We start from the raw sequence: 26,012 nt of genomic DNA on the forward strand, positions 1-26,012 counted from the left end.
ACGCGGGGATAATCCACTGACTAATCGCTTGTCGGGATGCGACCTATCGGCAAATGCGATACCTGCCTGCACCAAGCCAACGACGGGGAAGCTCGAACATTCATCGGTCACTTAGCCCCTTCGAGGGACTTGACGCCGTGATAGGAACGCCGGAAGGTATTTACAAAATAAATACAAAAATCGAGACCGCCATGCGCTTCAACCACCTGGATCTCAACCTCCTGGTGGCGCTGGATGTGTTACTGGAAGAGCAGAACATCACCCGCGCCGCCGAACGCCTGCACATGACCCAATCCGCCACCAGCGGTGTACTGAGCAGGCTGCGTGTCTATTTCGAAGATGAACTGCTGGCGCAGGTCGGCCGCAAGATGCAGCCCACGCCCTATGCCCGTGAACTCGCGGCACCCGTGCGCCAGATCCTGCTGACGATCCAATCGTCGATCACCGCCAAACCGGTGTTCGATCCAGCCACCAGCAAGCGTCATTTCCGACTGATCACTTCGGACTACCTGATCAGCGTCCTGTTTGCCCGGGTGATCCAGAAGATTTCCCTGGAAGCTCCGCACATTACCTTCGAATTGCTTGGACCCGGCGACACGTCCACCGAGCTGCTGATGCGCGGCGAAGCCGACATGATGATCGTGCCAGAGCGTTACCTCATCGAAGGCCACCCATCGCAGCTGTTGTTCGAAGAAGAGCACGTTTGTGTTGTATGGGACGGCAACACCCAAGTGGGCGATAGCATCACGCTTGAGCAGTACATCGAGATGGGCCATGTGTCCGTGATCTTCGGCCGCAACCGGCAACTGAGCGTCGAGGAGTGGCTGATGAGCCAATACGGCATCACTCGTCGCATGGAAGTGGTCACCCATGACTTCAACACTTTGCCGCAGTTGATCGTCGGCACCCAACGTGTTGCCACCATGCTCCAGCGCATGGCCAGGCTCTACGCCAACTACCTGCCGCTGCGCATCCTGCAACCACCGGTGAAAATTCCGGTGATGCGTGAGTTCATGCTCTGGCACCGAACCATGGACGGGGATCCGATGCATCGTTGGCTGCGTGCGAAGATCAGCCAGATCATCAACGAACTGGAGCAATAGTTGCTCCTGTCGTTCAGCAACGAATCAGGTGCGGAAGTGCCGGACGGCCGCATTCAACTCTCCGCTCACCTGTTGCAGAGCGGCCGTTGATACTTGCAGTTGCAAGCTTCCCCTTGCACTGCCCTCGGCCACTTCGCGCACCCGTGTCATGCTATGGCTGACTTGCTCGGCCACCACGCTCTGCTGCTCGGCGGCGGCGGAAATTTGCTGGTTCATCTGCTCGATACGTGACACCGCCCGGGTGATTCGCGCCAATGCGTGAGAGGCTTGGGCGGCAAGCGCCACCGTTTCATCACTGAGCACATGGCTGCCTTGCAGACGCTCGGCGGCTTGCTGGGCAACACCACGCAGACGAGCGATCAGCCCTTCGATTTCCGTGGTTGAATGCTGGGTGTGCCGTGCCAGGCCCCGCACCTCATCGGCGACCACGGCGAAACCGCGCCCCTGTTCACCCGCACGTGCAGCCTCGATAGCAGCGTTGAGCGCCAACAGGTTGGTCTGTTCGGCCACCGCCTTGATCACATCGAGCACCCCGCCAATCGCTGCACTCTCCAGCAGCAGCGCCTGCATGGCTTGCGCACACCCCCTCATCTCCACCGCCAGCTGGTCGATCTTGCCAGCCGCCTGACGCACCAGCTCATCGCCCTCACGGGCCTGTTCGTCGGCATGTGCCACCGCTTCACGGGCCTCACCGGCGTTACGGGCGACTGCCTGCGCCGTCGCGGCCATCTGCTGCATGGCGGTGGCTGCCAGTTCGGTTTCCTGGTGTTGTTGTTCAACACCACGACGGTTGCTCTGACTCACATCGGCCAGGCTGGCGGCCATACCGTCAAGCGAGCCAACACCACGGTCGATGCGCCCGACCAACCCACGCAGGTTGCCCAGCATACTGCCCACTGTGCTCAACAGCTGGCCCAATTCATCGCGACGAACGCGGCCTGACGGCGGCTGACTCAGATCTCCCGCCGCCACACGCTCGGCCAACTGCACGGCCTGACGCAGAGGCTGCAGAATCGACTGGCGGATCAACAGGCTGGCGCCCATGCCCAAGGCCAGCGCCAGCACGGTGATCAGGCCCAACTGACGAGACGCGGAGCGATTATCGTCTACTACTGCTTGCCTCTGCTGCTCGTCAGCCTGAGCCAGCAACTTGCTCACCTGCTCGGTTTGTGCGTTCATCGCCGCAGTGCTTTGTGCGCTTTTTCCACGGCTGTCGACGAACTCGATAAAGGCCTTGCGGTAGTCGCCCAGGGCCGTGCTTGCCTCTTGCAATGACTCGCCTTGCTGCTCGCCAAGATCAAGCGTTTGCATGGACGCCAGAAGGTCACTCATGCTCATTTCCCAGTCACTGCGGTAACGCTCCTCGCCGTCGAGCGAGTAGTACAGTTCACTGTCGCGCAGCTTGGCCAGCTTGTCCCGCAACGCGGCGGTCTGCTCAAGCAGTACCATCTGATCACTGTTCGGCGGCGCCCCCTGCCCCAAGCGAGTGTTGAGCCCGTCCAATTGATCGAGGAACAGCAGGGTAAAACTATCGCCGGCCGCGCGCGCCAGCGACTGCATGCGCAGGCGCGCTTCGCGGGCCCGACGCAACGAGCCCGCATAACCGAGAAACTGCTCCAGATAAGCACTGGTAGCCGTGCGTACAGGGACGCGCGCGGGGTCATTGGCTGGCTCAACATCGAGGTGCTGGCTCAGTTTTTCCAGCGTCTCGCGCACCTGGTCCAGGTGCTGCGAAGCAAGATCCAGAGCGAATTCTTTCTCGGCGATGCGGGCGCGCAGGATCAGTGCCTGAATCGATGACTCCTGACGTAGTTGCTCGCCGCGTTGCTGCAGCACGCCCAGAGAACGAAAAGCGGTGACAGCCACTCCCAGCGTCACCAGCAGTACTAGTCCGAAGCCCAGCGACAGCTTGGCCCCCACCGATAGATTGCCGAGCACACGGCTCAGTGCAGACATGCCCATTTCCTTGCACAGGAGGGAATAGAACGCCGTGACGAACGGTGTCAAAGCTCATCAACGGCGGGATCGAGTAGTGCCGACCGCCAACGGCGGCACGGTATGCGGCGGACTTTAATGAATCGAATCTCGACAGCACCAATCGCATCCTTCGCTAGGAACAATCGCCAAGTACGATGACAGGTGTCTGGATTTACGGCTTGAAGTGTGAGCGTCGCGTTCATTGACCCGATGCAATCCACACAAGCCATCGTCGTTTGCGATACCTGTCATCCTGACTCGCGATTGGCCAGATAGCCCACCTGCCCTTAGCCTGCTTCAAACCGCCCTGCCCGGACCCAATTGGCCTGGACCTGGCTGCCTGCCTTTGCTTGCACAAGGACAATAACAATCATGTTCCGCTACTTCCCAACCAACTACGTGTGGAATCTATCCGTCGACCTCGCCATTGAAATGGGTGCCCGCATCGGCGAAATCGAAGAGATGTGCGCGCCGCTGCAGGAAGCGGCCAAACAACCGGATGCCGCCGGTAGCAAGGCCTTCCGTGAAACCTGGGCAAAAATGGCGGACAAGCTGTGCGGGTTGGCCGAGGAAGACGAAGCCAAAGGCCGACGGTTATCAGCCGGGGAAAAATACAACCGCGCTGCCACCTATTACCTGAGCTGCGAACGCCTGCAAGCCCATGGCGCTCCCGGCCGCACGGCGCTGTACCAGCGTTTTTTACAAATCTTCCAACGCGGTATCGAACTGTCGCGGGAAAACTGCGAGCGCGTTGAGATCCCCTACGAGGGCAAGCACATCTCCGGGCTGCTGGTACGTGCCGAAGGCGTAACTGGTCCAGCGCCGATTCTGGTACAGGTCAATGGCTTGGACTCCACCAAGGAAATGAAATACCGGGTCGGTCTGCCCGCCTGGTTGGCCAAGCGTGGCGTGTCGTCGTTGATCATCGACCAACCCGGCACCGGTGAAGCACTGCGCCTTCATCACCTGACCGCACGTTTTGACAGCGAACATTGGGCCAGTCGCGTAGTGGACTGGCTGGAAACCCGCAGCGACATCGACGCCAAGCGCATCGGCCTGGAAGGCGTGTCGCTCGGCGGCTATTACTGTCCCCGCGCGGTAGCCTTCGAGCCGCGCTTCGCTTGCGGTGTGGTATGGGGTGCCAACCATGACTGGCGTGATGTGCAGAAGCGTCGCTTGGAGAAGGAAGGCAGCTTCCCGGTTCCCCATTACTGGTCGCATGTGGCCTGGGTATGGGGTGCCAAAGACACCGATGAGTTCATGGCCATTGCCGAGAATGTCCACCTGGACGGCATACTGGATCGCATCAAGGTCCCCTTCCTCGTCACCCACGGTGAAAAGGACTCACAGATTCCTTTGAAGTGGGCGCACCGCACTTACGAGCAGTTGGTCAACAGCCCAAAACGCGAACTGAAGATATTCACCGAGCGCGAAGGTGGGGTGCAACATTCGAGCTTCGATAACAGCATCAATGCCGGCCAGTACATTGCCGACTGGGTGGCCGAAACCCTGAACGGGCACACTGTCTGATCAACCGCGGCAGTATCCCGACCCTGTTTGTAATTCATTCGTCCGCACGCGTGGAAAAGTAAGGCTGAACCGCAAGCGATCTCAAGCGCAGCTGATCGCTCATGATTGCGGTCGCCTGTTTTCCGCTGCGCAGCGATCCGGCAAACAACCTGATCGAGTGTCAGAGCGCACATGGTCGTATCTGGCTCTCGATCTGGTTGTCCAAAGTCAACCAGGAATCGCTCGCCGCCATCCCGTCAGTTTGCTCTCCAATACTTTGGCCAACGCCAGGATACGGTCCTCCTTCCAATTCGGCCCGACGATCTGAATGCCGATCGGCAATCCCAGATCCGGATCCAGACCTACCGGTAACACCACTACAGGCGAACCGGAAAGACTGAAGGGAAATACATAGGAGTAACGTGAGCGCTCGTCCAACGACTCGCCCGGTTTAAATGCAATATCAGGGAAAACCGGGCAGACCAAAACATCATGCTCCCTGAAGAACCGACTCAGACCGCGGCGAAAGGTATTGATATACGCCAGCTCGCCTTTGAATTGGTCGACACTCAACTCGGTCGCCCTACTCGCTTTGACCAACCCGTCCAGGCAAGGCGACAATTGATCGCGCCCCAAACCGGGAAGGAACTTGTCCCAAGCCCTGCCCGCATCACCTCCGGACAGGAAGATATTCCACAGGCTGTCACAGGCCAGATCCATGCCTTCCGGGCAGGCCTGGCTCACACTCTGGACCACTGGTTCCAGCAGCCCCGCGATCCTTTGCATCGCGTCGACTATGGAGGGCCTGACCGTCACACCCGGCAATTCATGGAACATCGCCACCCTGATCTGCTCGATAGCCAGTTCATCGTCGAACGGCACATCGACGGTATCCGGGTCATGCCCATCGGGCCCGGCGATCAAATAGCCCAGGGTCTTGACGTCATCGACGTAGCGGCCCAGAACACCATAGGCCGAAGTCATGTGGATCAACCCGGTGCGCTCCATCGGATACTGCCCGGTCAGCGGCACGCGACCGTGGGTCAACTTGAGTCCGCAGATGCCATTGAAATGGGCCGGTATACGCAAGCTTCCACCCGCATCCGAGCCCAGGCCTCCCGGGCTGCAACCGGCGGCAATAGCGGCCGCCTCTCCTCCGCTGCTGCCCCCGGGGGTCCGGGAAAGATCGAAAGGATTGTGGGTACGCCCATACAGGAAGTTTTCCGTTTCAAAGGACATGCACAGCTCGGGCACATTGGTTATGCCCAGGATCAGCGCACCGGCCTGACGCAACCGTTGAACCACCGTGGCATCGCTGACGCTGGCCGGCCCATGCCACTCGGGCATACCGCAGGACATCTTGAACCCCTGGACATGACAGACATCCTTGATGGTGATGGGCACCCCTTGTAGACGCCCCAGCGGCAACCTGGCCGCTACCCGACGATCCGTCTCGTCCGCTTGCTCAAGCAGTTGCGCCGCATCCGGCTGCTGGACGATGGCGTTGATCAGCCCATTGTTTTCGGCGATTCGGTCCAGATAAAACGTAACGAGTTGTCGACTGGTTGTTTCCCCCGCTGCGATGGCTTGCGCCATGCCGGAAATACTCAGCGAGTCAAAATCCATTATGAACCCCTTTCATTGAATGAACTTCAGACTAAGGGAAACGGCTCTGGATTCGTAGCGCAGAAATTGAAGTGCCCGGCGGCGCTATCGCCGCCACACAGGACAAGACTGTCGGGCTTCAGGATTTTTTCTCTCAATAGGATCGAGAAAAAGAAAAAATATTTCTATAACGCTGCTGCCGACCTCGAAAAAAGCAAAAATCCTCTCACGGAGAAACAGATAATAGTTCCACACGATTTGCATCGACACACCCCTTATTGAAGTGCTCATAAAAACAAGGGTTCGAAAAACCGAACTGTAACGGCACTTGGCTGGAACAAACCTTCGCAACATACCGCCGCCCCTCAATCTGGTTCCCTCGGGAAAGCTTCATCGTGCAGAAGAACGTCACAAGGAGTGGACATGCTTCAAAGTAAAGTATTCAGGTATTCCCGCTGGGATATTGCGTGTTGCCTGGTGATCCCTTTCCAAATCAGCGTTTACACCCTGTTGGCCTACCATTATCAAAGCCTGTCGCTGATCGCGCTGTTGGGCATGGTCCCCGTCCTGTTTGCCCTTTCCCTGCAGAACGCCGGTGCCAACCACAATCACTACCACACTCCATTCTTTCGCATTCGCTGGATGAACACGCTGGTGCGAATGGGCTTTTCCATGACGGAAGCGCCTAAAACGCCCTATAACATCGGCCATGGCATCCACCACGCCACCCATCAGTCATGGAACGACAAATCCATTCTGGCGATCCTCGGCCTGAAGCGCCCGCTCACAAAACAACTTATCAGCTTCGCTCTGTTCATCTTCGAATCGCTGGGACTGAAGTACTTCACCTTGTTGATCCTGCTTAAATACTGGCCTATCGAACGCGTCGCGGCCCTCGCCTCCCCGGAGGATCCGGAGTTAGCGACTCGTGCATTAAAGAAGCTGCTGGAACCGTCGAAACTGAAGGCCGCGAAATACGACCTGGCGGCGTGGTTCCTGTTCCGCCTGGTACTTTGCCTGATCGACTGGCAGTTTTTTTTCTTTTACTTCATTCCGGCCACTTACGTCATCGACAGCCTCAGACAAGGAGAAAATTATTTTCAACACTGGGGCGCAACAGACGCCTACGACCCGAAACGCGACTCCGTCAGCTGTTATGGAAAACTCTACAACCTGCTGACCTTCAACCTGGGTTATCACCAAGAACATCATTACAAACCCGGCCTGCATTGGCTAAGACTTCCAGAACTGACCAAAGAACTCCCCAGCGACCGGCATACCGTGCCTTATTCGCACTATTTCAATTCCCCCTTGATGTTCCCGGAACGCGCCGTCCAGCTCAGTAAAGAAAACACGGCCAATGCGTCGTCCTAATCCCTTGTCGACCAGCAGGACCCCGCTACCACCATCGACACCGCGAAACTTCAGGGCCGTCAAATGAACAAGCCAACTACGCAAACCTTTAATACTTTCCTGGAAGTTGTTCGCTATAGAGCGGCTCAACATTCAGGCAGCGCTGAGCACCTGGCCTTTACTTACCTGGCTGACGGCGAGTCGGTAAGCGACAGCATGACCTTCGCTCAACTGGATCAGAAAGCCCGTAGCCTGGCGGCCCACCTGCAACGCCGTACCCAACCCGGGGACAGGGTGCTGCTGGTGTATCCCCCTTGCATGGAATACACCGTTGCCTTTTATGCCTGTGTCTATGCCGGGGTCATCGCGGTTCCGGCCCTGTCGCCGGCCAACGCCAAGACGCTGCCTCGACTGCATCTGCTGGCGCAGGACTCACAACCGACCCTCGCCCTGACGCTCGACACTGTACTCACCGGACTCGAGCGCATGGCCACCACCGGTGGAACGGACAACCCACTGGGCGACCTCATCTGGCTGGCCAGCAATACCCTGGAGGATGCGAGCGCGCAGTGGCGCAGTCCGCCGACCGTTGCGAGCGATATTGTGTTCTTGCAATACACCTCGGGATCGACGGGCGCGCCGAAAGGCGTCATGGTCAGCAACGCCAACCTGCTGGCGAATGTCGAACTGTCGAAACAGACGTATCGGATACGCGAACAGGACGTCTTTGTCTCCTGGCTGCCGCCCCATCACGACTTCGGCCTGATCGGCGCGATCATACTCCCGGTCTATATGGCCAGCCACTGCGTGCAGTTCCCCCCGGCGGCGTTTGTCATGCGCCCCTACCGCTGGCTGAAATTGATCTCCGATTACCGCGCCCGGATCACCGGCGGCCCCAACTTCGCCTTCCAGCTCTGCGTTCAGCGCATCACCGAAGAACAGAAGAGCTCTCTCGATCTCAGCTCGCTGGAAATTGCCGTCAACGGCGCGGAACGTATCCGTCCGGCAACCCTGAAGGCGTTTGTCGAGGCATTTTCCGACTGTGGCTTGAAACCTCACGCCATGGTCCCGGCGTATGGCATGGCCGAGTCCGTGCTGTTGGTGACCGCCAACATGCGAACCCCTGTCGGACAGCTGCCACTTATCCGCAGTATCAGCAAAAGCGCGCTTGAAGATGGCCAGGTCAAGCCTGAATTACATGCCGCGGATGCGGTGGAGATGGTGGCCACGGGCAACGAGTTCACCGGCGATCATCAGGTCGGGATTTTTCATCCGCAGCGCTCGGTGCGACTCGCTCCGGAACAGGTGGGTGAAGTCTGGATAAGAGGTCCGTCCACCGCCTTGGGTTATTGGCAACGGGAAGAAGAGAGCCGCATTTTCCATACCCAGGCTGAAGGTGAGGAAGGTCGCTGGTTGCGTACCGGCGATCTGGGGTTCATCAGCGACGGCGATCTCTATATCACCGGCCGGTTAAAAGAGGTCATGATCTTCGGCGGCCGCAATATCTACCCTCAGGACGTCGAGATGACGGTCGAGGCCCTGGACCCTGCGTTTCGCGCCAATGGCTGTGCCGCGTTCTCCATCGAGGACGGCGAGACCAGTCATCTGGTGATCGTGCAGGAGTTGGAATCCAGGCAACAGGCCGATACCGACAGGCTGATTTCCCGCCTCCGGGCTGAATTGGCCGATCGTCACGAAATCTTCGACCTGTCGGCACTGCTGCTGGTCAAGACCGGCGTCATACCCAGGACCTCCAGCGGCAAGATCCAGCGGGGCCGCTGCCGACAGCTGTTCGATGCGGCACAACTGCCGACGCTCTGGTTCTGGAGCAGGGATGACGAAACGCATGAGGCGCAGGCTCAGGACAATCCGCGCCATGCGGAAATAGAGGCGCAGTTGTTATCGATCTGGCGGACCGCGCTGGATCGAGAGGACATTTCCAGTACCGACAGTTTTTTCGTCCTGGGCGGGCACTCACTTCTGGCCACGCAGATGGTGATGGAGGTGCGCAAGCAGTTCAACATTGAACTCCCCCTGAGCACCCTCTTCCACTCGCCGACACCGCGCCTGCTGGCAAGGGAAGTCGCCGCTGCGAAAGGCCCATCCAGTCAATCCCTGCCAGCCATCGCTCGCTCGCCACGCCAAGGTCCACTGCCACTGTCCTATGCGCAGCAACGTTTCTGGTTTCTCGACCAGTACCAACCGGACAATCCGTTCTATTCGTTGCCCCTGGCACTGACCATCGACGGCCCCCTGGACGTGCAGATTGTCCAGCAGGTCCTGAACCTGATGATCGCGCGCCACGCGCCGTTGCGAACCCTGTTCAAAAGCGAAAGCGGCATGCTCCAACAGCAGATCCTGCCGACGCTGGAAATCCCGCTGACGGTGGTCGATTTCAGCCAACAGGGCGACAACGCAGCGCCTGAAATCGCCAAGGCCATACGCGAGGAAGCCTATAAACCGTTCAATCTGGAACAAGGGCCGCTGATTCGCGCACGCTTGCTGCAAAGCGCTCCACAGCGCCATGTCCTGCTGCTGACCCTGCACCATATCATTTGTGACGGCTGGTCAAGCAAGGTGCTGCAAAGTGACTTCTCGGCCCTCTACGAGGCCCTTGCGCTAGGTCATCCGCTTCCACTTCCCGCGCTGCCCATCGAGTATGCCGACTACACCGTGTGGGAGCAGCAGAATCTCGCCGGGCCTTGGCTTGAGGAGCAACTGAATTTCTGGCGGACACACCTGGCCCACGCCCCGACCTCCCTGGATTTGCAGACAGATTTTCCACGCCACGAGAATACCGGCCAGGAAGGCGCTGTGCGCGAATTGCAAGTTCCATCGCCACTCGTTCGACAGCTCGAAACATTCGCCCGAGCACAAAACGCCACGCTGTTCATGGTCATGGTGACCGCCATGAATGTCTTGCTGCGACGCATGACGGGCCAGAATGACCTGTGCATCGGCGTCATGTCGGCGAACCGCCCGGAGGGCACCGAAGGCCTGGTCGGCAACTTCATTAACGTGGTGCCTTTGCACAGCCATATCGAGGGCGACGAGGATTTCAGCAGCCTGGTGAAATCCACGGCCCAACAGTTACTGACGACTTACGACCGACAAATCCCGTTCGAACTGATCCTCAAGCACCTGGCCCCACCGAGGCAAACCAGTGGCACCCCTTATGCCCAGCTCGTGATGAATTTTCACAACGAAATAGCCGAGCACGCACAGCCCTCGGGGTTGCAAAAGAACGGCGGTATCACCCTCGTCGGTCATCACCCGAACACAGTCAACCACGCAGCGTTCGAGCTGAAAGTGGAAGTGCACGCGTCAGCAGCGAACCTGACCGTGGCGGTCGAATACAACAAGGCGCTGTACGCTGCTTCGACCATCGACCGCCTGATGAATCACTTCTTCGTCGTGCTGGCCGGTGCGACTGCACAGCCACAGTTGCCGGTCAAAACCTTGCCCCTGCTGCAAGACGCCGAGCGGCAACAGTTGATCACCCAGTGCAACGACACCAAACGGGACTATCCCGTCGGACAAACGCTGCACGAGCTGTTCCAGCAACAGGTTGAACGCACCCCCGAAGCCATCGCGCTAGTCTTCGAGGAGGAGCAACTGAGTTACTCGCAGCTCAATGTCCAAGCCAACCAGCTGGCTCGTCATCTGCTCGACTACGGCGTCAAGCTCGACTCGCGGGTTGCGCTGTGCATCGAGCGCAGTCCGCAAATGGTCGTTGCGCTACTGGCCATCCTCAAGGCCGGGGGCGCTTATGTGCCCCTGGACCCCGGCTATCCGGCCGAGCGCCTGGCGTACATGCTGGAAGACTCGAAACCTGACGTGCTGGTTTCACAGGAGAACATGCGGCACTGCTTGCCTGAACATTCGGTACCGACCCTCTGGCTGGAGACCGAACAGCCAGAGATCGCGAAGCACCCATCGCACAATTTGAATATCGGTGATGCCGATTGCCTCGCCTATTGCATCTACACCTCCGGTTCCACAGGCCGTCCGAAAGGGGTGATGAATGCCCATGGTGCGGTGGTCAACCGGTTGCAGTGGATGCAAGAGCAGTACGCATTATCGAGCAACGACCGGGTCCTGCAAAAGACGCCCTTTTCGTTCGATGTATCGGTCTGGGAGTTCTTCTGGACCTTGCTCCAAGGGGCCCGGTTGGTCATCTGCAAACCCGAGGGTCACAAGGATCCGTCCTATTTGCAGGCCATCATCCGTGAACAGGAAGTGACCACCGCGCACTTCGTCCCCTCGATGCTGCAAGCCTTCCTCAAGTCCGGGGCATCGCCATCCGCGTTACGCCAGGTATTCAGCAGTGGTGAAGCCCTGCCGGTGGCCGTGGCCAATCAATTCCTCGAATATTATCCACACACTCGGTTGCACAACCTGTACGGTCCGACCGAAGCGGCCGTGGACGTCACGTACTGGGAATGCCAGCCCGGTTACCGTCACCCACTCGTACCAATTGGCCGTCCCGTGGCCAACACTCGGTTGTACCTTCTCGACGACACGCTGCAGCCCGTTCCCGTGGGCGTCATCGGCGATCTCTACATCGCCGGCGTGCAGCTTGCTCGAGGCTACCTCGAACGCCCTGACCTGACGGCAGAGCGTTTCATCCCGGACCCTTTCGATAGCCATGGTCGGCGGATGTACCTCACCGGGGACCGCGGGCGATATCTGCCATCGGGCGATATCCAGTACCTCGGACGTGTCGACGATCAAATCAAGATCCGAGGTTTTCGCATAGAGCTGGGCGAGATCGAAAATGCCTTGCTGCAGTGCACCGGTGTGCGCGAAGCCGTCGTCGTACCCAGGGATGATGCCTTTGGCGGCCAGTGCCTGGTGGCCTTCATCGCCTCCAGTGCGGGCGAGATCAATAGCTCGGAGCTGCGCAAACAGCTTGGCAAAGCGCTGCCCGACTACATGCTGCCGAGCTTTTTCGTGGGTCTCGACGCATTGCCGCTCAGTGCCAACGGCAAGATCGATCGAAAGGCGCTTGCGCCTCACGTGCATCACGCGGACACACCGGCAGAGGAATACCAGGCCCCTACCACCGCCACAGAAAAAACCCTGGTCGCCCTATGGCAAGAGACGTTGAAAGTCCCGCGAATCGGGATCAACAACAGCTTCTTTGAACTCGGAGGGCATTCCCTGCTGGCCGCGCAGATCCTCGCCAGAACCCAGGAAATCTTCTCGGTCAGCCCTCCCCTGAAGCTGTTGTTCGAGTCGCCAACAATCGCTGCCATGGCGGTTTATGTGGACCAGGCAACACGAATGCCACGGTCGTCGCCTCCGCCGATAAGGCGCCTGGCGCGAAACCAGACGGTTGAGTGAGCGCCCGACTCCACAGCCGACCCACGGGTGCCGATCACCGATCGCCCCTAAAAGAATGCCCTAGTGCCCCTGTTCGGATTCGATTGTTCTCGATGCATGCGCCACGCGAAGCGCTCTATCAAGACCCGGCGAACCCTGACAGGGAATCAGAGAGAGTTTGAGTCATGTCAGCCGATCAATTCAGTACTTCCTTTGCTCAGCAACGCCTGTGGTTCCTTGAACAATATGAACCCGGCACCGGCCTGTACAATATTCCGGCAGCCTGCCGGATCAGGGGGGTACTGCGGCTCGATGTCCTGGAACGTAGCCTCAACGCCGTCATCCAGCGGCATGAAGCGCTACGCACCCGTTTTGCGGTGGACGACGATCTGCCTGTGCAAATCGTCTCCCGCGAGGCGCCTGTGAAGATCACGCCTGTCGAGCTGACAGCACTCGTCGAACAGAACGTCACGCTACAACAGTTCATGGACGATGAAGCCGCCAAGCCTTTCGATCTGACGACCGCTCCGCTGATCCGGGCCACGGCCGTCAAGGTTCAGCCCGACGAACACATTCTGCTGCTGACTGTGCACCATATCGTTGCGGACGGTTGGTCCATGAGCATCTTGCTGAACGAACTCAGCAGCTTCTACGACGCCCAATTGCACGCCACTGCGCCCGCGCTGCCAGCGCTTGAAGTGCATTACGCCGACTACGCAGTCTGGCAAAGGGAATGGCTGCAGGAAGAAGTGATGCAGCCGCAACTGGACTACTGGGAAACCCAGCTCAAGGATGCGCCGAGCGTCCTCGAACTACCGACCGACCGTCCCCGCCCTCCTCGGCTCGATTACGCCGGCAACCGCGTCTATTTCAGCCTTCCCGTCGAGCTGGGGACACAACTCCAGCAACTCAGCCAACGTCATCACACGACCGTGTTCACGGTGCTGATCTGCGCCTTCAACACACTTCTTTTTCGCCTGGGCAATCAGTCCGACATCAGCGTCGGTTACCCGGTCGCCAATCGCAATAACGCAGAAATCCAGCCGCTGATCGGCTTCTTCGTCAATACCCTGGTGCTGCGCAGCCAGATGCGCGCGGAACAGCCCTTTGCCGACTACCTGCAACAGGCACAATCGACACTGCTCGAATCAGACCTGCACCAGGACATCCCCTTCGAACGCCTGGTGGAGGCACTGCGTCCAGCGAGGGAACTCAACCACTCGCCGATCTTCCAGGTGCTGTTTTCCTTCTTCAACCAAGATGTGGCGCAGGCACTGACACTCAGCGCAACGACCTCAAGTGCACTGACGCAGAACAGCCGTTTTTCCAAGTTCGACCTGTCGCTTGAAATGAACACCTGCCAGGGAACCCTGGGAGGCTTCTTCGAGTACCGGACCGCGCTGTACGACCAGGCCACAATCGAGTGCATGAGCGGCTATTACCGCGTATTGCTGGAGTCCATCGTTGCCGACGCCAACACCCGTATCGGCGACCTTGAGCTTCTACCCCAGCAAGAGCGGCTGTCTCGGCTGGCACCCGCCGCGACGTTGGCTGACCCGCGCGCCGTAGACCAATGCGTTCATGATCTGTTCCTGACCCAGGCGCAGCTCACCCCCGATGCGATCGCCATCCTCTGCGCCGGGCAACAAGTCAGTTACCGTCAGCTTGAGCAGCAAGCACGTACCATCGCGGCGCGGCTGGTGGCGCTGGGCGCGGGCCCCGAAACCTGCGTGGCGGTATGCCTCGATCGCTCGATCACCATGGTGGCAGCATTGCTCGGCACCTGGATCGCTGGCGCGACCTATATCCCGCTGGACCCCGGCTATCCCCATGCCCGTCTGCTGCACATGCTCCAGGACTCCGGCGCGAAGGTGTTGCTCAGCGAGAAACAGTACGCCGAGACATTCATCGACGAAGGACTGCACATTGTCCTGCTCGATCGCGCTGAACCCGAACCGCTCTACTCCGATAGCCGCTATCCCGTCACCGCCCGGAACACGGCGTACGTGATCTATACCTCGGGCTCCACCGGTTTGCCGAAGGGCGTCCAGGTGCCTCACCGGGCGGTTGTCAATTTCCTGCTCTCCATGACTGAGCAGCCTGGCATCAACGCCCAGGACCGGCTGTTGGCGGTGACCTCGATCTCGTTCGATATCAGTGTCCTCGAACTTTTCCTGCCACTGATCAATGGGGCCAGCCTGGTCCTGGCCGAACGTGATGCGGCAGCCGATGGCCAGGCCTTGATCAAGTTGGCCATCCATCAGAATGTGACCTTCATCCAAGCCACTCCCTCGACCTACTGGCTGATGCTTGAAGCCGGTTGGCCCAGCACGCTGGCACTCAAGGTGCTCTGTGGTGGAGAGGCCCTCGCACCGGCGCTGGCGCGCAAACTGCTGCAACGCACCGACTCGCTGTGGAATATGTATGGGCCAACCGAAACCACGATCTGGTCGGCCATCAGCCGCGTGACGGACGAAACCAGCTCCATTGGCCGTCCGATCGCCAATACCGTGCTGCGTGTCCTCGATGAAGGTTCCCGCCTGTGTGCCACTGGCAGTCCGGGCGAGTTGCACATTGGCGGAGAAGGTGTCGCCCGGGGATACCTCAATCGTGCGGATCTGACCGCGCAGAAGTTCGTACCTGACCCCTATGGATCCGCGGCGGGAGATCGTCTTTATAAAACCGGTGACCTGGTCAAGTGGCTACCCAACGGCGAAATCGAATTCCTCGGGCGCATTGATCATCAGGTCAAGGTCCGCGGCTTCCGCATCGAACTGGGTGAAATCGAAGCACAACTGGTCAGTTACCCCGATGTGCGCCAAGGGGTGGTGATTGTCCGTGAGGATCAGCCGGGAGAGCAGCAGATCGTGGCCTACCTGCTGGTCGGCGAGCAATACTCGGCAGATCCGGCGCAACTGCGTCAGCACCTCGCGCAGACCCTGCCGGGGTACATGATCCCGTCACATTTCGTGGTCCTCGAACAACTGCCCCTGACTCCCAACGGCAAAATCGATCGCAAGCGCTTGCCAGCGCCTTGCGTAACGCCACCCGGCGATAGGCATGTCCTGCCCGGCACAGCCATGGAAAAGGTCGTGGCCGATATCTGGCAGCAAGTGCTCAAGCTGGAGAACATCGGTATCACCGATAATTTCTTCGACCTGGGCGGACACTCGATACTCGCCACCCAGGTGGTTTCCCGGCTGCGCAAAGCCCTGAATATCGATCTCACGGTGCGCACCCTGTTCGAAGCGCCGACCATTGCGCAACTGGTCGAATGCCTGGGCTCGGAGTCGGTTCGACAGGCCCCGCCGATTCTGCCGTATTCGCTGCCTGGAAGGCCTCAACTGCTGTCTTTTGCCCAGGAGCGCCTGTTCTTCCTGAATCATTTCGAGCCTGCCAGCGCGGCCTACAACATTGCGCTGGCCCTAGAGCTGAGCGGCGAGCTGGAAGTGGCGGCGCTGCACCGATCCCTGGACGAGCTGATCCATCGGCACGAGTCATTGCGCACCACCTTTGCCCTCAACGAGGACGGAAAGCCCCAGGCACAGGTTCATTCCGAGGCGCTGGGTCAGCTGGTCTACAGCGATCTGCGTCATCACCCAACGCCGCGTTTGATCGCTCAAACCCAGGCCAATGCCGAAGCGCAACAGCTGTTTTCCCTGGAAGAGGGCCCGTTGTTACGGGCATCGTTGCTGCAAATCGCCGACCAGCGACACCTCTTGCTGTTGACCCTGCATCACATCATCGGTGACGGCTGGTCGGTCGCGGTCCTCGCCCGTGAGGTCATGGCTCTTTACCAGGCCTTTACCCAGGGGCAACCCTCGCCCTTGCCGCCACTGGAAATCCAGTACAGCGACTATGCATTCTGGCAACGAGAATGGCAGGCGCCCATCGAGTTCGACGCGCAGATCGCCTACTGGGCCCAGCACCTGGACCAGGCCCCCACCACCCTGGAACTGCCGACCGATCGGCCGCGCCCGGCGATTCAGACCTACCGCGGCCAAGTCATCAGTCGGTCGCTGGACAAGTCACTGTCCGAACAGATCGACGCGTTGAGCCAGGCCCAGGGGGCCACCCCGTTCATGACCCTGTTGGCCCTGTTCAATGTGCTTCTGAACCGCTACAGCGGCCAGCAAGACATTGTGATCGGCACGCCGATCGCCAATCGGACCCGCTCCGAGGTCGAACCACTGATAGGCCTGTTCATCAACACCCTGGCCTTACGCACGCGGCTTGAAAGCAACCCGACCTTCAGCGAGCTGTTGGAGCAGGTTCGCAATACCACCCTCAGCGCCTACGCCCATCAGGAGTTGCCCTTCGAAAAAGTCGTCGAAGCCCTGGCGATTCCTCGTGACATGAGTCGCTCGCCGCTGTTCCAGGTGCTGTTCATCCTGCAAAACACCCCACTGGAAACACTTGCCCTTCCGGGCCTGGACATTGGCAGCTTCCCAGTCGAATCAACGACAGCCAAGTTCGATCTGACCCTTGAGCTGACGCCCTCGGCCCAGGGCTACCAGATGCGTTGGGAATACAACTGCGACCTCTTCGACACCGACACCGTCGAGCGCATGGCCAGCCACTTCGAAACACTGGCCCGCTCGGCGATCGACAATGCGCAACAACCGATCCAATTGTTGCCAATGATCACCGCGCAAGAGAAGCAGCGAATCCTCCTCGACTGGAATGCAATGCACCGCCCCTATCGTCCCCTGGCGGTCCATCAGTTGTTCACCGAAATGAGCGAGCAGTGCGCCAGCTTGCCGGCGGTGGTATTCGGCACCGAGTCGATGACCTACCTGCAACTGGAAGCCCGCTCCAATCAATTCGCCCATCACTTGCAACACTCGGGCGTCCAGCCGGGCATGCTGGTGGGAATCTGCCTTGAACGCTCGATGCATGTACCCGTGGCGATTCTCGCCATTCTCAAGGCCGGTGCCGTGTGCGTGCCTATGGACCCGAGCTATCCGACCGAGCGTTTGCGCTTCATGGCCCAGGATGCCCGCGCCCACCTGATTGTCACCCAGACCAGCCTGCTGCCCCGTGTCGAAGGTTGCAGCGATACCGTTATCTGCATGGACCAGTGTGCGAGCGCCTGGGAGCAAGCTTCGTCAAATCCAGCCAGGCAGCAGAACCTGCTTGATCTGTGTTATGTCATCTACACCTCGGGGTCGACCGGCCAACCCAAGGGCGCAGCCCTGACCCACGAAATGCTGACCAATCTGGTCCAGTGGCAGCTCACCGAATCGCGCCTGGGCCGGGGCGATAACACGCTGCAGTTCTCGCCGCTGAGTTTCGATGTCAGTTTCGACGAGTTTTTCTCTACGTGGGCCAGCGGCGGCACACTGGTCATGGTCAGCGAAGAAACCCGCCGGGATCCCGTCCTGCTGCTGGAGCTTATCCAGCAACAGGAGATCGCCCGTCTGTTCATCCCATTCGTCGCCCTGCAAGGCATTGCCGACGCCGCCAGGGACCTCGATCAACTGGCCTGCCTGAAGGAGATCGTCTGCGGCGGGGAGCAACTGCAAGTCACTCAGGAAGTCGTCGAGCTGTTTCAGAAATTGCCCGATGCCTTGCTGCACAACCAGTACGGCCCCACGGAATCGCACTTTGTGACCGGCTACCGGCTCAGCGGCGACGCCTCCCAATGGCCAGCCCTTCCGCCTATCGGCAAGCCGCTGTTCAACTCGCAGATGTATGTACTTGATGCCAGTCTGGAGCCGGTTCCCGTCGGGGTGCGGGGTGACCTCTACATTGCCGGTGTACACCTGGCGCGCTGCTATTGGGAACGCCCTGACATCACCGCAGAACGCTTCATTCCCAACCCCCACAGCCTCACACCGGGCGCTCGAATGTACAAAACCGGTGACGTCGCGCGTTACCTGCCGGATGGCAACATCGAGTATCTGGGACGCTCGGACCATCAGGTCAAAATCCGCGGTTTCCGTATCGAGCTGGCCGAGGTCGAACAGGCTCTGATGGCCCTCGATACGGTGGCCAGCGCGGCGGCGGTCGTCAGGGAAGATCGTCCGGGACTCAAGAAACTGGTGGGCTACCTGGTCGCTAAAAGCGACTGCACCCCGGTGATCGCGGACATCAAAGAACAACTGAAACGAACGCTGCCGGACTACATGGTCCCGACCGCCTTCGTCATCCTCGAATCCTTGCCCCTGACCCCCAGCGGCAAAGTCGAAAAACGCTCCTTGCCGCAACCCGAGGCCGACGCTCTCGGCGATAACTACGTCGCCGCCCGAAGCGAGAGCGAGCAACAGCTCGCCGCTATCTGGGCCAGTGTCCTCAACCTGCCACGGGTCGGTATCACCGATGACTTTTTCGAACTCGGCGGACACTCTCTGCTCGCCACCCAGGTCGTCTCGCGCATTCGTAAAAAAATGAACGTTGACCTGGCGCTGCGCACCCTGTTCGAAGCCCCCACGATCGAACAACTGCTGCTGCGTATCAACAGAAGCCCGGCATCGGCCCTGCCGGCAATCGCTGCCGCCGGCACGGGGTCGGGGATCAAAGCTGCGTCTTTTGGCCAGGAACGATTGTTTTTCTTGAATCGCCTTGACCATTCGAGCACGGCCTACAACATCCCACTGGCCCTGGAACTGAACGGCGCGCTGCACGTACCAACGCTGCGTCAGTGCCTGGACGAACTGATCCGGCGCCACGAGCCCCTGCGCACGACCTTTTCCCTTGGAGAAGACGGCCAGGTGGTGAGCATCGTTCACCCGCAGGTCGCCGACGTACTGGTCTATACCGACCTGTGTCATGCCCCACAACCGCTTTCGCTGGCCCGGGACCAGGCACGCAGGGGCGCGCAGCAATTGTTCTCGCTGGAGAACGGCCCACTGCTACGGGTATCCCTGCTGCGGGTAGCGGAACAGCAACATGTCCTTCTGTTTACCTTGCATCACATCATTGCCGACGGCTGGTCGATCGCGGTGCTCAGCCGTGAAGTCAGCGCGCTCTACCAGGCGTTCAAGGCGGGTCAGGCCTCCCCCCTGCCGCCCCTGGAGATCCAGTACAGCGACTACACCCTCTGGCAACGGGAGTGCCTGGCCCCGAGTGTATTCGAGGCGCAGGCCGATTACTGGCGCCAGCAACTGTCTCGGGCCCCCGCCAGCCTCGAGCTGCCAACCGACCGACCGCGCCCGGCGATACAGACCTACCGCGGCCAAGTCATCAGCCGGACGTTGGCCCCGGCCCTGTCCGGGCAGATCGACTCCTTGAGCCAACGCTTGGGCGCGACGCCGTTCATGACCCTGCTGGCCCTGTTCAACCTGCTATTGAGCCGCCACAGTGGCCAACACGACATCGTCGTCGGTACGCCCATTGCCAATCGGACCCGTACCGAGGTCGAACCCTTGATCGGCCTGTTCGTCAACACCCTCGCCCTGCGCACGCGGCTCGAGGGAAACCCAACCTTCCGCCAATTGCTGGAACAGGTCAGAAACACCACCCTCGGCGCCTACGCCCATCAGGACCTGCCGTTCGAGAAAGTCGTCGAGGCCCTGGATGTTCCCCGGGACATGAGCCGCTCACCGCTGTTCCAAGTGATGTTCGTCCTGCAGAACACCGCGCCCGAGGAGTTGCGGCTTCCTGGCCTGGACGTCCGCAGCTTCGACATCGGCGCCACCGCCGCCAAGTTCGATCTGAGCCTGGAACTGACGCCTTCGGCCGACGGCTACCAGGCGCGCTGGGAATACAACAGCGACCTCTTCGAGGCCGCCACCCTCGAACGCATGGCCACGCAGTTTCAAACCCTGGCGGAATCTGTCGTCCAGAACGCCGAGAAACCAATCGCCAACCTCGATCTGCTCTGCGCATCGGAAAAAAACCGGATGCTCGAGCACTGGAATGCAACCGATGTGAGCTTCCATCCGGTGGCGGCGCTTCATCACCTGTTCGAACAACAGGTCGAGCAGACCCCAGGCGCCATCGCGGTCAGCTTTGAAGGGCAACATCTCTGCTATCGGGAACTCAACGAAAAAGCCAACCAGTTGGCCCATCACCTGATTCAACGCGGCGTCGGGCCAGACGATCTGGTCGCAATCTGTCTGGAGCGAAGCGTCGAGATGGTCGTCGGTCTGCTGGGGATCCTGAAGGCCGGCGGTGCCTACGTGCCGATCGATCCGCACTACCCCGACGAGCGTATCGCCTACATGCTCGAAGATGCCTCGCCGGTCATGACCCTGACTCAACGCAGCCTGATCGATCGGGTCGTATTGCAAAATACCGACAGCCTGTGCCTGGACTCGGACGCGGCGTTTGCCCTCCAGCCGAAAACCAACCCCGGGCGCTCGCTGGAGCCGGCCTGCCTGGCCTACTGCATCTACACCTCGGGCTCGACGGGCAAACCGAAAGGCTCATTGAACAGCCACCAGGCCATCATCAACCGAATCCTCTGGATGCAGGACGCCTTCCCGCTGGACGCCACTGACCGGGTGCTGCAGAAGACACCGTTTTCGTTCGACGTATCCGTCTGGGAGTTCTTCTGGCCACTGTCCGTGGGCGCTCGCCTGCTGCTGGCCAAGCCCGAAGGACACAAGGACCCTGGCTACCTGGAAGCGCTTATCGAACGTGAAGGTGTCACCACCGCGCATTTCGTCCCTTCGATGCTCAGCGCTTACATGGCCTTTACCCAGGCCGATCATAGCCGTGCACTGCGCCGGGTCTTCAGCAGTGGCGAGGCGCTTTCCAGTTCGGTGCAAAATGAATTCTTCAAGCGCTACCCGGCGACGCAACTGCACAATCTGTATGGCCCAACCGAGGCCGCGATAGACGTCACCCATTGGCACTGCCAGCCCAATGACACGCGTGATGCCGTACCCATCGGCCGACCGATCGCGAACACTCGCACTTACATTCTCGACGATGCGCTGCAACCCGTTCCCATCGGTGTGACCGGCCAGCTTTACCTGACCGGCGTGCAACTGTCCCGGGGCTACCTGAAGCGTGCGGACCTGACCGCCGAGCGGTTCCTGCCCGATCCCCACGGAACACCGGGCAGCCGGATGTACATGACTGGCGATATTGCCCGTTACCGTGCCAGCGGCGATATCGAATACCTGGGACGCAACGACCAGCAGATCAAGCTGCGCGGCTTCCGCATCGAGTTGGGTGAAATTGAAATGCGGCTGTGCGCTCACCCGCAAATCAGCCAGGCCGTCGTCAGCATGCACGCCAGCGAGCCCGACAACCCGACCCTCACGGCCTATTTGGTTGGCGTTGCCGGGGACCAGCCGAATGTCGCTGAGCTGAGAGCGTTTCTGGCCCAGACGCTGCCAAGCCATATGGTGGATATCTCATTCCTGTTTCTTGAGCAGTTGCCATTGACCTCGAACGGCAAGATCGACCGGCGAGCACTCCCCGCGCCTGTCATCACGTCTCAGCCGCTCCCTGGCCAACTGTGCGCGCCGACCACGCCGCTCGGAAAAAGCGTGGCGACTATTTGGAAAAACACGCTGAAACTCGACGCCATCGCCTTGAACGACAACTTCTTCCACAGAGGCGGGCACTCGCTGCTGGCGATGAAGATGATCGATCAGGTCAACCGGGAACTGGGACTCGCCGCCTCCGTGCGCGACGTTTTCGAGTCAGCGGATCTGGGTGCCTTCATCGACAGAATCAGCCAGGGGCTCGGCGAACGGAACTCGACCTGTATCAGGCTCAAGGGAGGGACGCACAAACACCTGTTCCTGGTGCATGCCGTTGGCGGTGTGGTGTCGCCCTACATCAAACTTTCACAGCTGTTGCCCGATGACATGAATGTGCATGCCTTCCAGGCCAAAGGCATTGAAGGCGGCGCTCCCGTCTTCCAGACCCTGGAAGAGTTGGCCATGACCTATATCGCAGAGATGCTTGAGGTCCAGCCCGAAGGGCCGTACTTGCTGGGTGGCTGGTCAATGGGCGGGGTGATTGCCTTTGAGATGGCCCGTCAACTTGAAAGGCAAGACCGGCAAGCGCACCTGTTGCTGATCGACGCACCAGCGCCAGGCCGTCCAGCACAGGCGCAGACATGGCCCTTGGGGGCCTACCTGATGGACATGGCCCGCTCACTCTCGGTCAGCCTGCCATTCTCGGCCAGCGAGATGAGCCAACTGATTGAACATCCAGACCGGGACCCTCTGGCTATTACCGCGGCACGGCGGATCGGCTTGATCCCGGACAGCATGGACGACCACCAGCTGACGCGACGACTGCAGGTCTTCCAGGCCAACCAACAGGCCCTGGCGGATTATCTTCCCGAAGCCGGGATAAACAGCGACCTGACGTTACTGCACACAGAAGAAAGTGCCGAACTCCGGAACCAGTGGCGACCTTGGTGTGAGCGGTCGTTCAAGACGCATGCCTTCAAGGCCGACCACTACAGCATTCTGGAAGCTGCCACGCCGTATATCTGCAAGCACTTCAATTAAACACGAACAAACAAGATGGTTTGATAAGGAATGCCATGACCAACTTCAACGCTGATGTTTACACCCCGGCCAGTGTGCAAAGAGCCTCCGCGAACATGGCCTATGGCTTGAGTGACGTCGCTCATCCAAGCCCACTATTCCTGGAGACCCCGTACAGCGAACTCTGGAGCCGAAACGTCGGTTCCGCAGTTGTCAGCCTCTCGATCACGGCAGACGCCGCCTTGCTCGTCATTGCGTGTAAAAACCGCAACCTGAAGGTGCTGTCCCGTGACTGCGAGTTGCTCTGGTCCCATCGGTTTGCTGATGAGATCACCGCCACGGCCATCTCTTGCGCTCATCACATCGCGGTAGGCACGCAACGGACGTCGGATGGAACGGGCACGGTCTCTCTCTTCAATGCCGATGGACAGGAGCTGTTCAACGCCGTACTGGAATCGCCGGTCCACAGTGTCAGCTTCTCGGCTGATGGTGCTCGCCTGAGCCTTCGCTGCAAAAACCAGACGCATCACATCGCCACGCGAGTGGAGAACACTTATCAGCTCAGCCAAACCCGGCAACCGCATCTGGAAGACGCCAGCCATACCGACACCTTGTGGGCGCTCAAGGACCGGGCGCTCGGCGGGCAGCATCAGGATGCCCGCACTTCCAGTGTCGCGGTGTCCCAGGGCGGAACGGTTGCGATAGGATCGCTGGATGGCAAGATCCATCTCCTCAACCGCCAAGGCAAGCAACTCTGGTCCCGGCAAGTGGATGGCGAGGTCTGGGCCCTGGGCATTTCGGAAAATGGTTCGATCATCGTTTCAGGCTGCACCGACGGCACCGTCAAATTGCTCGCCAACCACGCCCATGATGCCTTTAACGAACAGATCAACATTCAACAGTCCATCGCCGAACGTCTGGACAATGCCGCCGAGCAACGCCACGCGGTCAATGAAACCCTCGCCAGCCTGGGTCAGATGGGCCTGACCGAGTACGCCGCAAACTGGCTGAACGAAGGAGCGCTGCAGCTGGGCCAGGACAACCTGGATGAACTCGCCATCAAACTGCTCAGCGAGGACGTACAACGCTTCCCCAAACACTACACCAGCCATTTCCTCCTGGCCCAGGCCCACCAGAAACGCCAGGAATGGCATCAAGCCGCACGGCACTTCACCTGGGCCGGCCAGGATGAACGGATGAAACTGCAGAGTTTCACCCTGGCCGGAGAATCCTTTCTCAATGCGGGTCTGCCCTCCGCAGCCAAATCCGCGTTCCGGCGAGCACGGGAGCTGACCGTCACCGAAGAGGCGAAAAAGACGCTCTACACCTTGGGCCGCATCCATGAGGAACAAGGCTCTGTCACTGAAGCCCAGAAATACTACGAGGTGGTGTTCACCCTCAACCCCAATTATCTCGATGTCTGCGCCAGGCTGCAGAGTCTCAATGCCCCATCCTCACAGCACACTTCCCGCCCCAACCCGGAAGACACGGACTGGTATGGCAGCCTGATTCACGAACTGCTCAGCCCGGTCTCGCAGCGCGGTTTCGACCTGGCCCCTGAAGACGGTGTCCCACATCCTCGGACCACAGAACTGACGTCAGTGGCCGAGCATCGCAAGCGCTTGCTGTCGATCATTTCCGAGTACGCTCTGGACAGCCAGGACAAGGTCGCCGACGCGAAGCTCGACTACGACGTCGCCGCCTATATGCGCTATGACTGTTCCGTCCCTGAGGACGAGGCGAAGAAGTCGCTGGAACTGGTCAACATGCTCGATTGCATCAAGCATTACGGACCGTTCAGCAAAAGCCTGGACATCGGCGCAGCCACCGGCCGCTACCCGACCCTGCTGGCCCAGCAAGGCATCCAGGCCTTTGGCGTCGATCTGGAACCGATGGCGGTGGAATATGCCCGGCAGAAGAGCAACGGTGCACTCAATCCGAACTTCCACCAGGGCGATGCCCGGGCACTGCCGTTCGAGAGCACCCAGTTCGATCTCATCACGTGCATGATGGGCACCGCGGCGCACTTTCCCAGACAAGACGTTCCCACCGTCCTTTCAGAAATTCATCGCTGCCTGGTGCCCGGTGGGTTCTGTGTCATCTCGACCTGGGACATCGAATGCCCGCACCTGACCTACCTTTCCATCTACTCCCATGAACAGAAAGAGTTGATGCGCCAGAACGCGATCAGCCGCGCCGATGCCAGCAAGATGGCCACCGCGCAAGGCTTCGTCGTCGAAGAGATCAGGAGCCTGGGATTGTTCCCGGAATCCCTGGGCTATGAGCTCGACCTGCAGCAGGACGGCCCTTACAGAATCAAGAACCTGCTGGACATGGATCTGGCCTTCAAAGCCAAATTTCCAAACCTGCATGGGCAGATGTACATGCTGATTATCAGGAAAATCTAACAATCCCTTCCATTCCAAGGTAGTGCAACCATGACCACTGAAGAAAAAGACCACGGCGTTTACCTGGTCGTCGCCAACGCTGAAGAGCAGTACTCCATCTGGGCGGCCGACCTACCGCTGCCAGGAGGCTGGCACCTGGCGGGAAAACGCGGAAGCAAATCCGAATGCCTGGACTACATCAAGGAGGTGTGGACCGATATGCGGCCACTGAGTCTACGGCAACGCTTACAGGCTTGAGTCGATTGCCGCGCACAGGGGTTCACAACTATCGTGGCCCCTCTGCAGGCGTCGAGATGTTCAACCGGTGACCTGCTCTCCAGCCCCGAATCCCC

Annotated in this window: 9 protein-coding genes and 1 pseudogene; 7 read left to right on the top strand and 3 right to left on the bottom strand. The window is 59.6% G+C overall.

The genetic code is table 11. From position 1 onward, the window contains the following. The first annotated feature begins 191 nt into the window (after positions 1–191). Entirely contained in the window at positions 192–1,103 is a 912-nt protein-coding gene (locus FGE05_RS06660) for a LysR family transcriptional regulator (protein WP_139642812.1), read from the top strand. Between the two features lie 24 nt (positions 1,104–1,127). Here FGE05_RS06660 and FGE05_RS30310 read toward each other — a convergent pair whose 3' ends face one another. Together FGE05_RS30310 and FGE05_RS30315 are read right to left on the bottom strand one after the other, a co-directional pair. Continuing rightward, positions 1,128–1,991, bottom strand: coding sequence for a methyl-accepting chemotaxis protein (locus FGE05_RS30310; protein WP_373682436.1), 864 nt, complete (start codon positions 1,989–1,991; stop codon positions 1,128–1,130). Further along, a pseudogene (locus FGE05_RS30315) lies at positions 1,986–3,065 on the bottom strand (HAMP domain-containing protein); the annotation flags it as partial. The gene FGE05_RS30310 and the pseudogene FGE05_RS30315, both read right to left, overlap by 6 nt. Positions 3,066–3,452: 387 nt before the next feature. On the opposite strand from FGE05_RS30315, the gene FGE05_RS06670 reads away from it, so the two are divergent. Continuing rightward, positions 3,453–4,610 carry a S9 family peptidase gene (locus FGE05_RS06670; protein WP_139642815.1) on the top strand — a complete coding sequence of 386 codons (1,158 nt, stop codon included), beginning with the start codon at positions 3,453–3,455 and terminating at the stop codon, positions 4,608–4,610. A gap of 207 nt (positions 4,611–4,817) precedes the next feature. Here FGE05_RS06670 and FGE05_RS06675 read toward each other — a convergent pair whose 3' ends face one another. Then, positions 4,818–6,215, bottom strand: a complete 1,398-nt coding sequence (locus FGE05_RS06675) for an amidase (RefSeq protein ID WP_257225606.1) — start codon at positions 6,213–6,215, stop codon at positions 4,818–4,820. A gap of 402 nt (positions 6,216–6,617) precedes the next feature. On the opposite strand from FGE05_RS06675, the gene FGE05_RS06680 reads away from it, so the two are divergent. From FGE05_RS06680 to FGE05_RS06700, 5 genes are all read left to right on the top strand, one after another. Continuing rightward, a complete protein-coding gene (locus FGE05_RS06680; protein ID WP_139642821.1) occupies positions 6,618–7,568 on the top strand; it encodes a fatty acid desaturase in 951 nt (316 codons plus the stop codon). 63 nt (positions 7,569–7,631) lie between these two features. Beyond that, entirely contained in the window at positions 7,632–12,893 is a 5,262-nt protein-coding gene (locus tag FGE05_RS06685; protein ID WP_139642824.1) for a non-ribosomal peptide synthetase, read from the top strand. 164 nt (positions 12,894–13,057) lie between these two features. Further along, positions 13,058–23,293, top strand: a complete 10,236-nt coding sequence (locus FGE05_RS06690; RefSeq protein ID WP_139642828.1) for a non-ribosomal peptide synthetase — start codon at positions 13,058–13,060, stop codon at positions 23,291–23,293. A 35-nt stretch (positions 23,294–23,328) separates the two neighbouring features. Further along, complete coding sequence (locus FGE05_RS06695) at positions 23,329–25,680, top strand: methyltransferase domain-containing protein (protein WP_139642831.1); 2,352 nt, start codon at positions 23,329–23,331, stop codon at positions 25,678–25,680. A gap of 30 nt (positions 25,681–25,710) precedes the next feature. Then, positions 25,711–25,917, top strand: a complete 207-nt coding sequence (locus FGE05_RS06700) for an MbtH family NRPS accessory protein (protein WP_139642834.1) — start codon at positions 25,711–25,713, stop codon at positions 25,915–25,917. Positions 25,918–26,012 lie beyond the last annotated feature (95 nt).

The sequence above is a fragment of the Pseudomonas sp. ICMP22404 genome, assembly GCF_006227205.1.
Lineage (GTDB): Bacteria > Pseudomonadota > Gammaproteobacteria > Pseudomonadales > Pseudomonadaceae > Aquipseudomonas.

Bases quoted from the DNA above. Each gene is read 5' to 3' on its own strand.
- FGE05_RS06680 (WP_139642821.1), top strand. From the start codon at position 6,618: ATGCTTCAAAGTAAAGTATTCAGGTATTCCCGCTGGGATATTGCGTGT.
- FGE05_RS06685 (WP_139642824.1), top strand. From the start codon at position 7,632: ATGAACAAGCCAACTACGCAAACCTTTAATACTTTCCTGGAAGTTGTT.
- FGE05_RS06675 (WP_257225606.1), bottom strand. From the start codon at position 6,215: ATGGATTTTGACTCGCTGAGTATTTCCGGCATGGCGCAAGCCATCGCA.
- FGE05_RS06695 (WP_139642831.1), top strand. From the start codon at position 23,329: ATGACCAACTTCAACGCTGATGTTTACACCCCGGCCAGTGTGCAAAGA.
- FGE05_RS06690 (WP_139642828.1), top strand. From the start codon at position 13,058: ATGTCAGCCGATCAATTCAGTACTTCCTTTGCTCAGCAACGCCTGTGG.
- FGE05_RS06670 (WP_139642815.1), top strand. From the start codon at position 3,453: ATGTTCCGCTACTTCCCAACCAACTACGTGTGGAATCTATCCGTCGAC.
- FGE05_RS06660 (WP_139642812.1), top strand. From the start codon at position 192: ATGCGCTTCAACCACCTGGATCTCAACCTCCTGGTGGCGCTGGATGTG.
- FGE05_RS30310 (WP_373682436.1), bottom strand. From the start codon at position 1,991: ATGCTGGGCAACCTGCGTGGGTTGGTCGGGCGCATCGACCGTGGTGTT.
- FGE05_RS06700 (WP_139642834.1), top strand. From the start codon at position 25,711: ATGACCACTGAAGAAAAAGACCACGGCGTTTACCTGGTCGTCGCCAAC.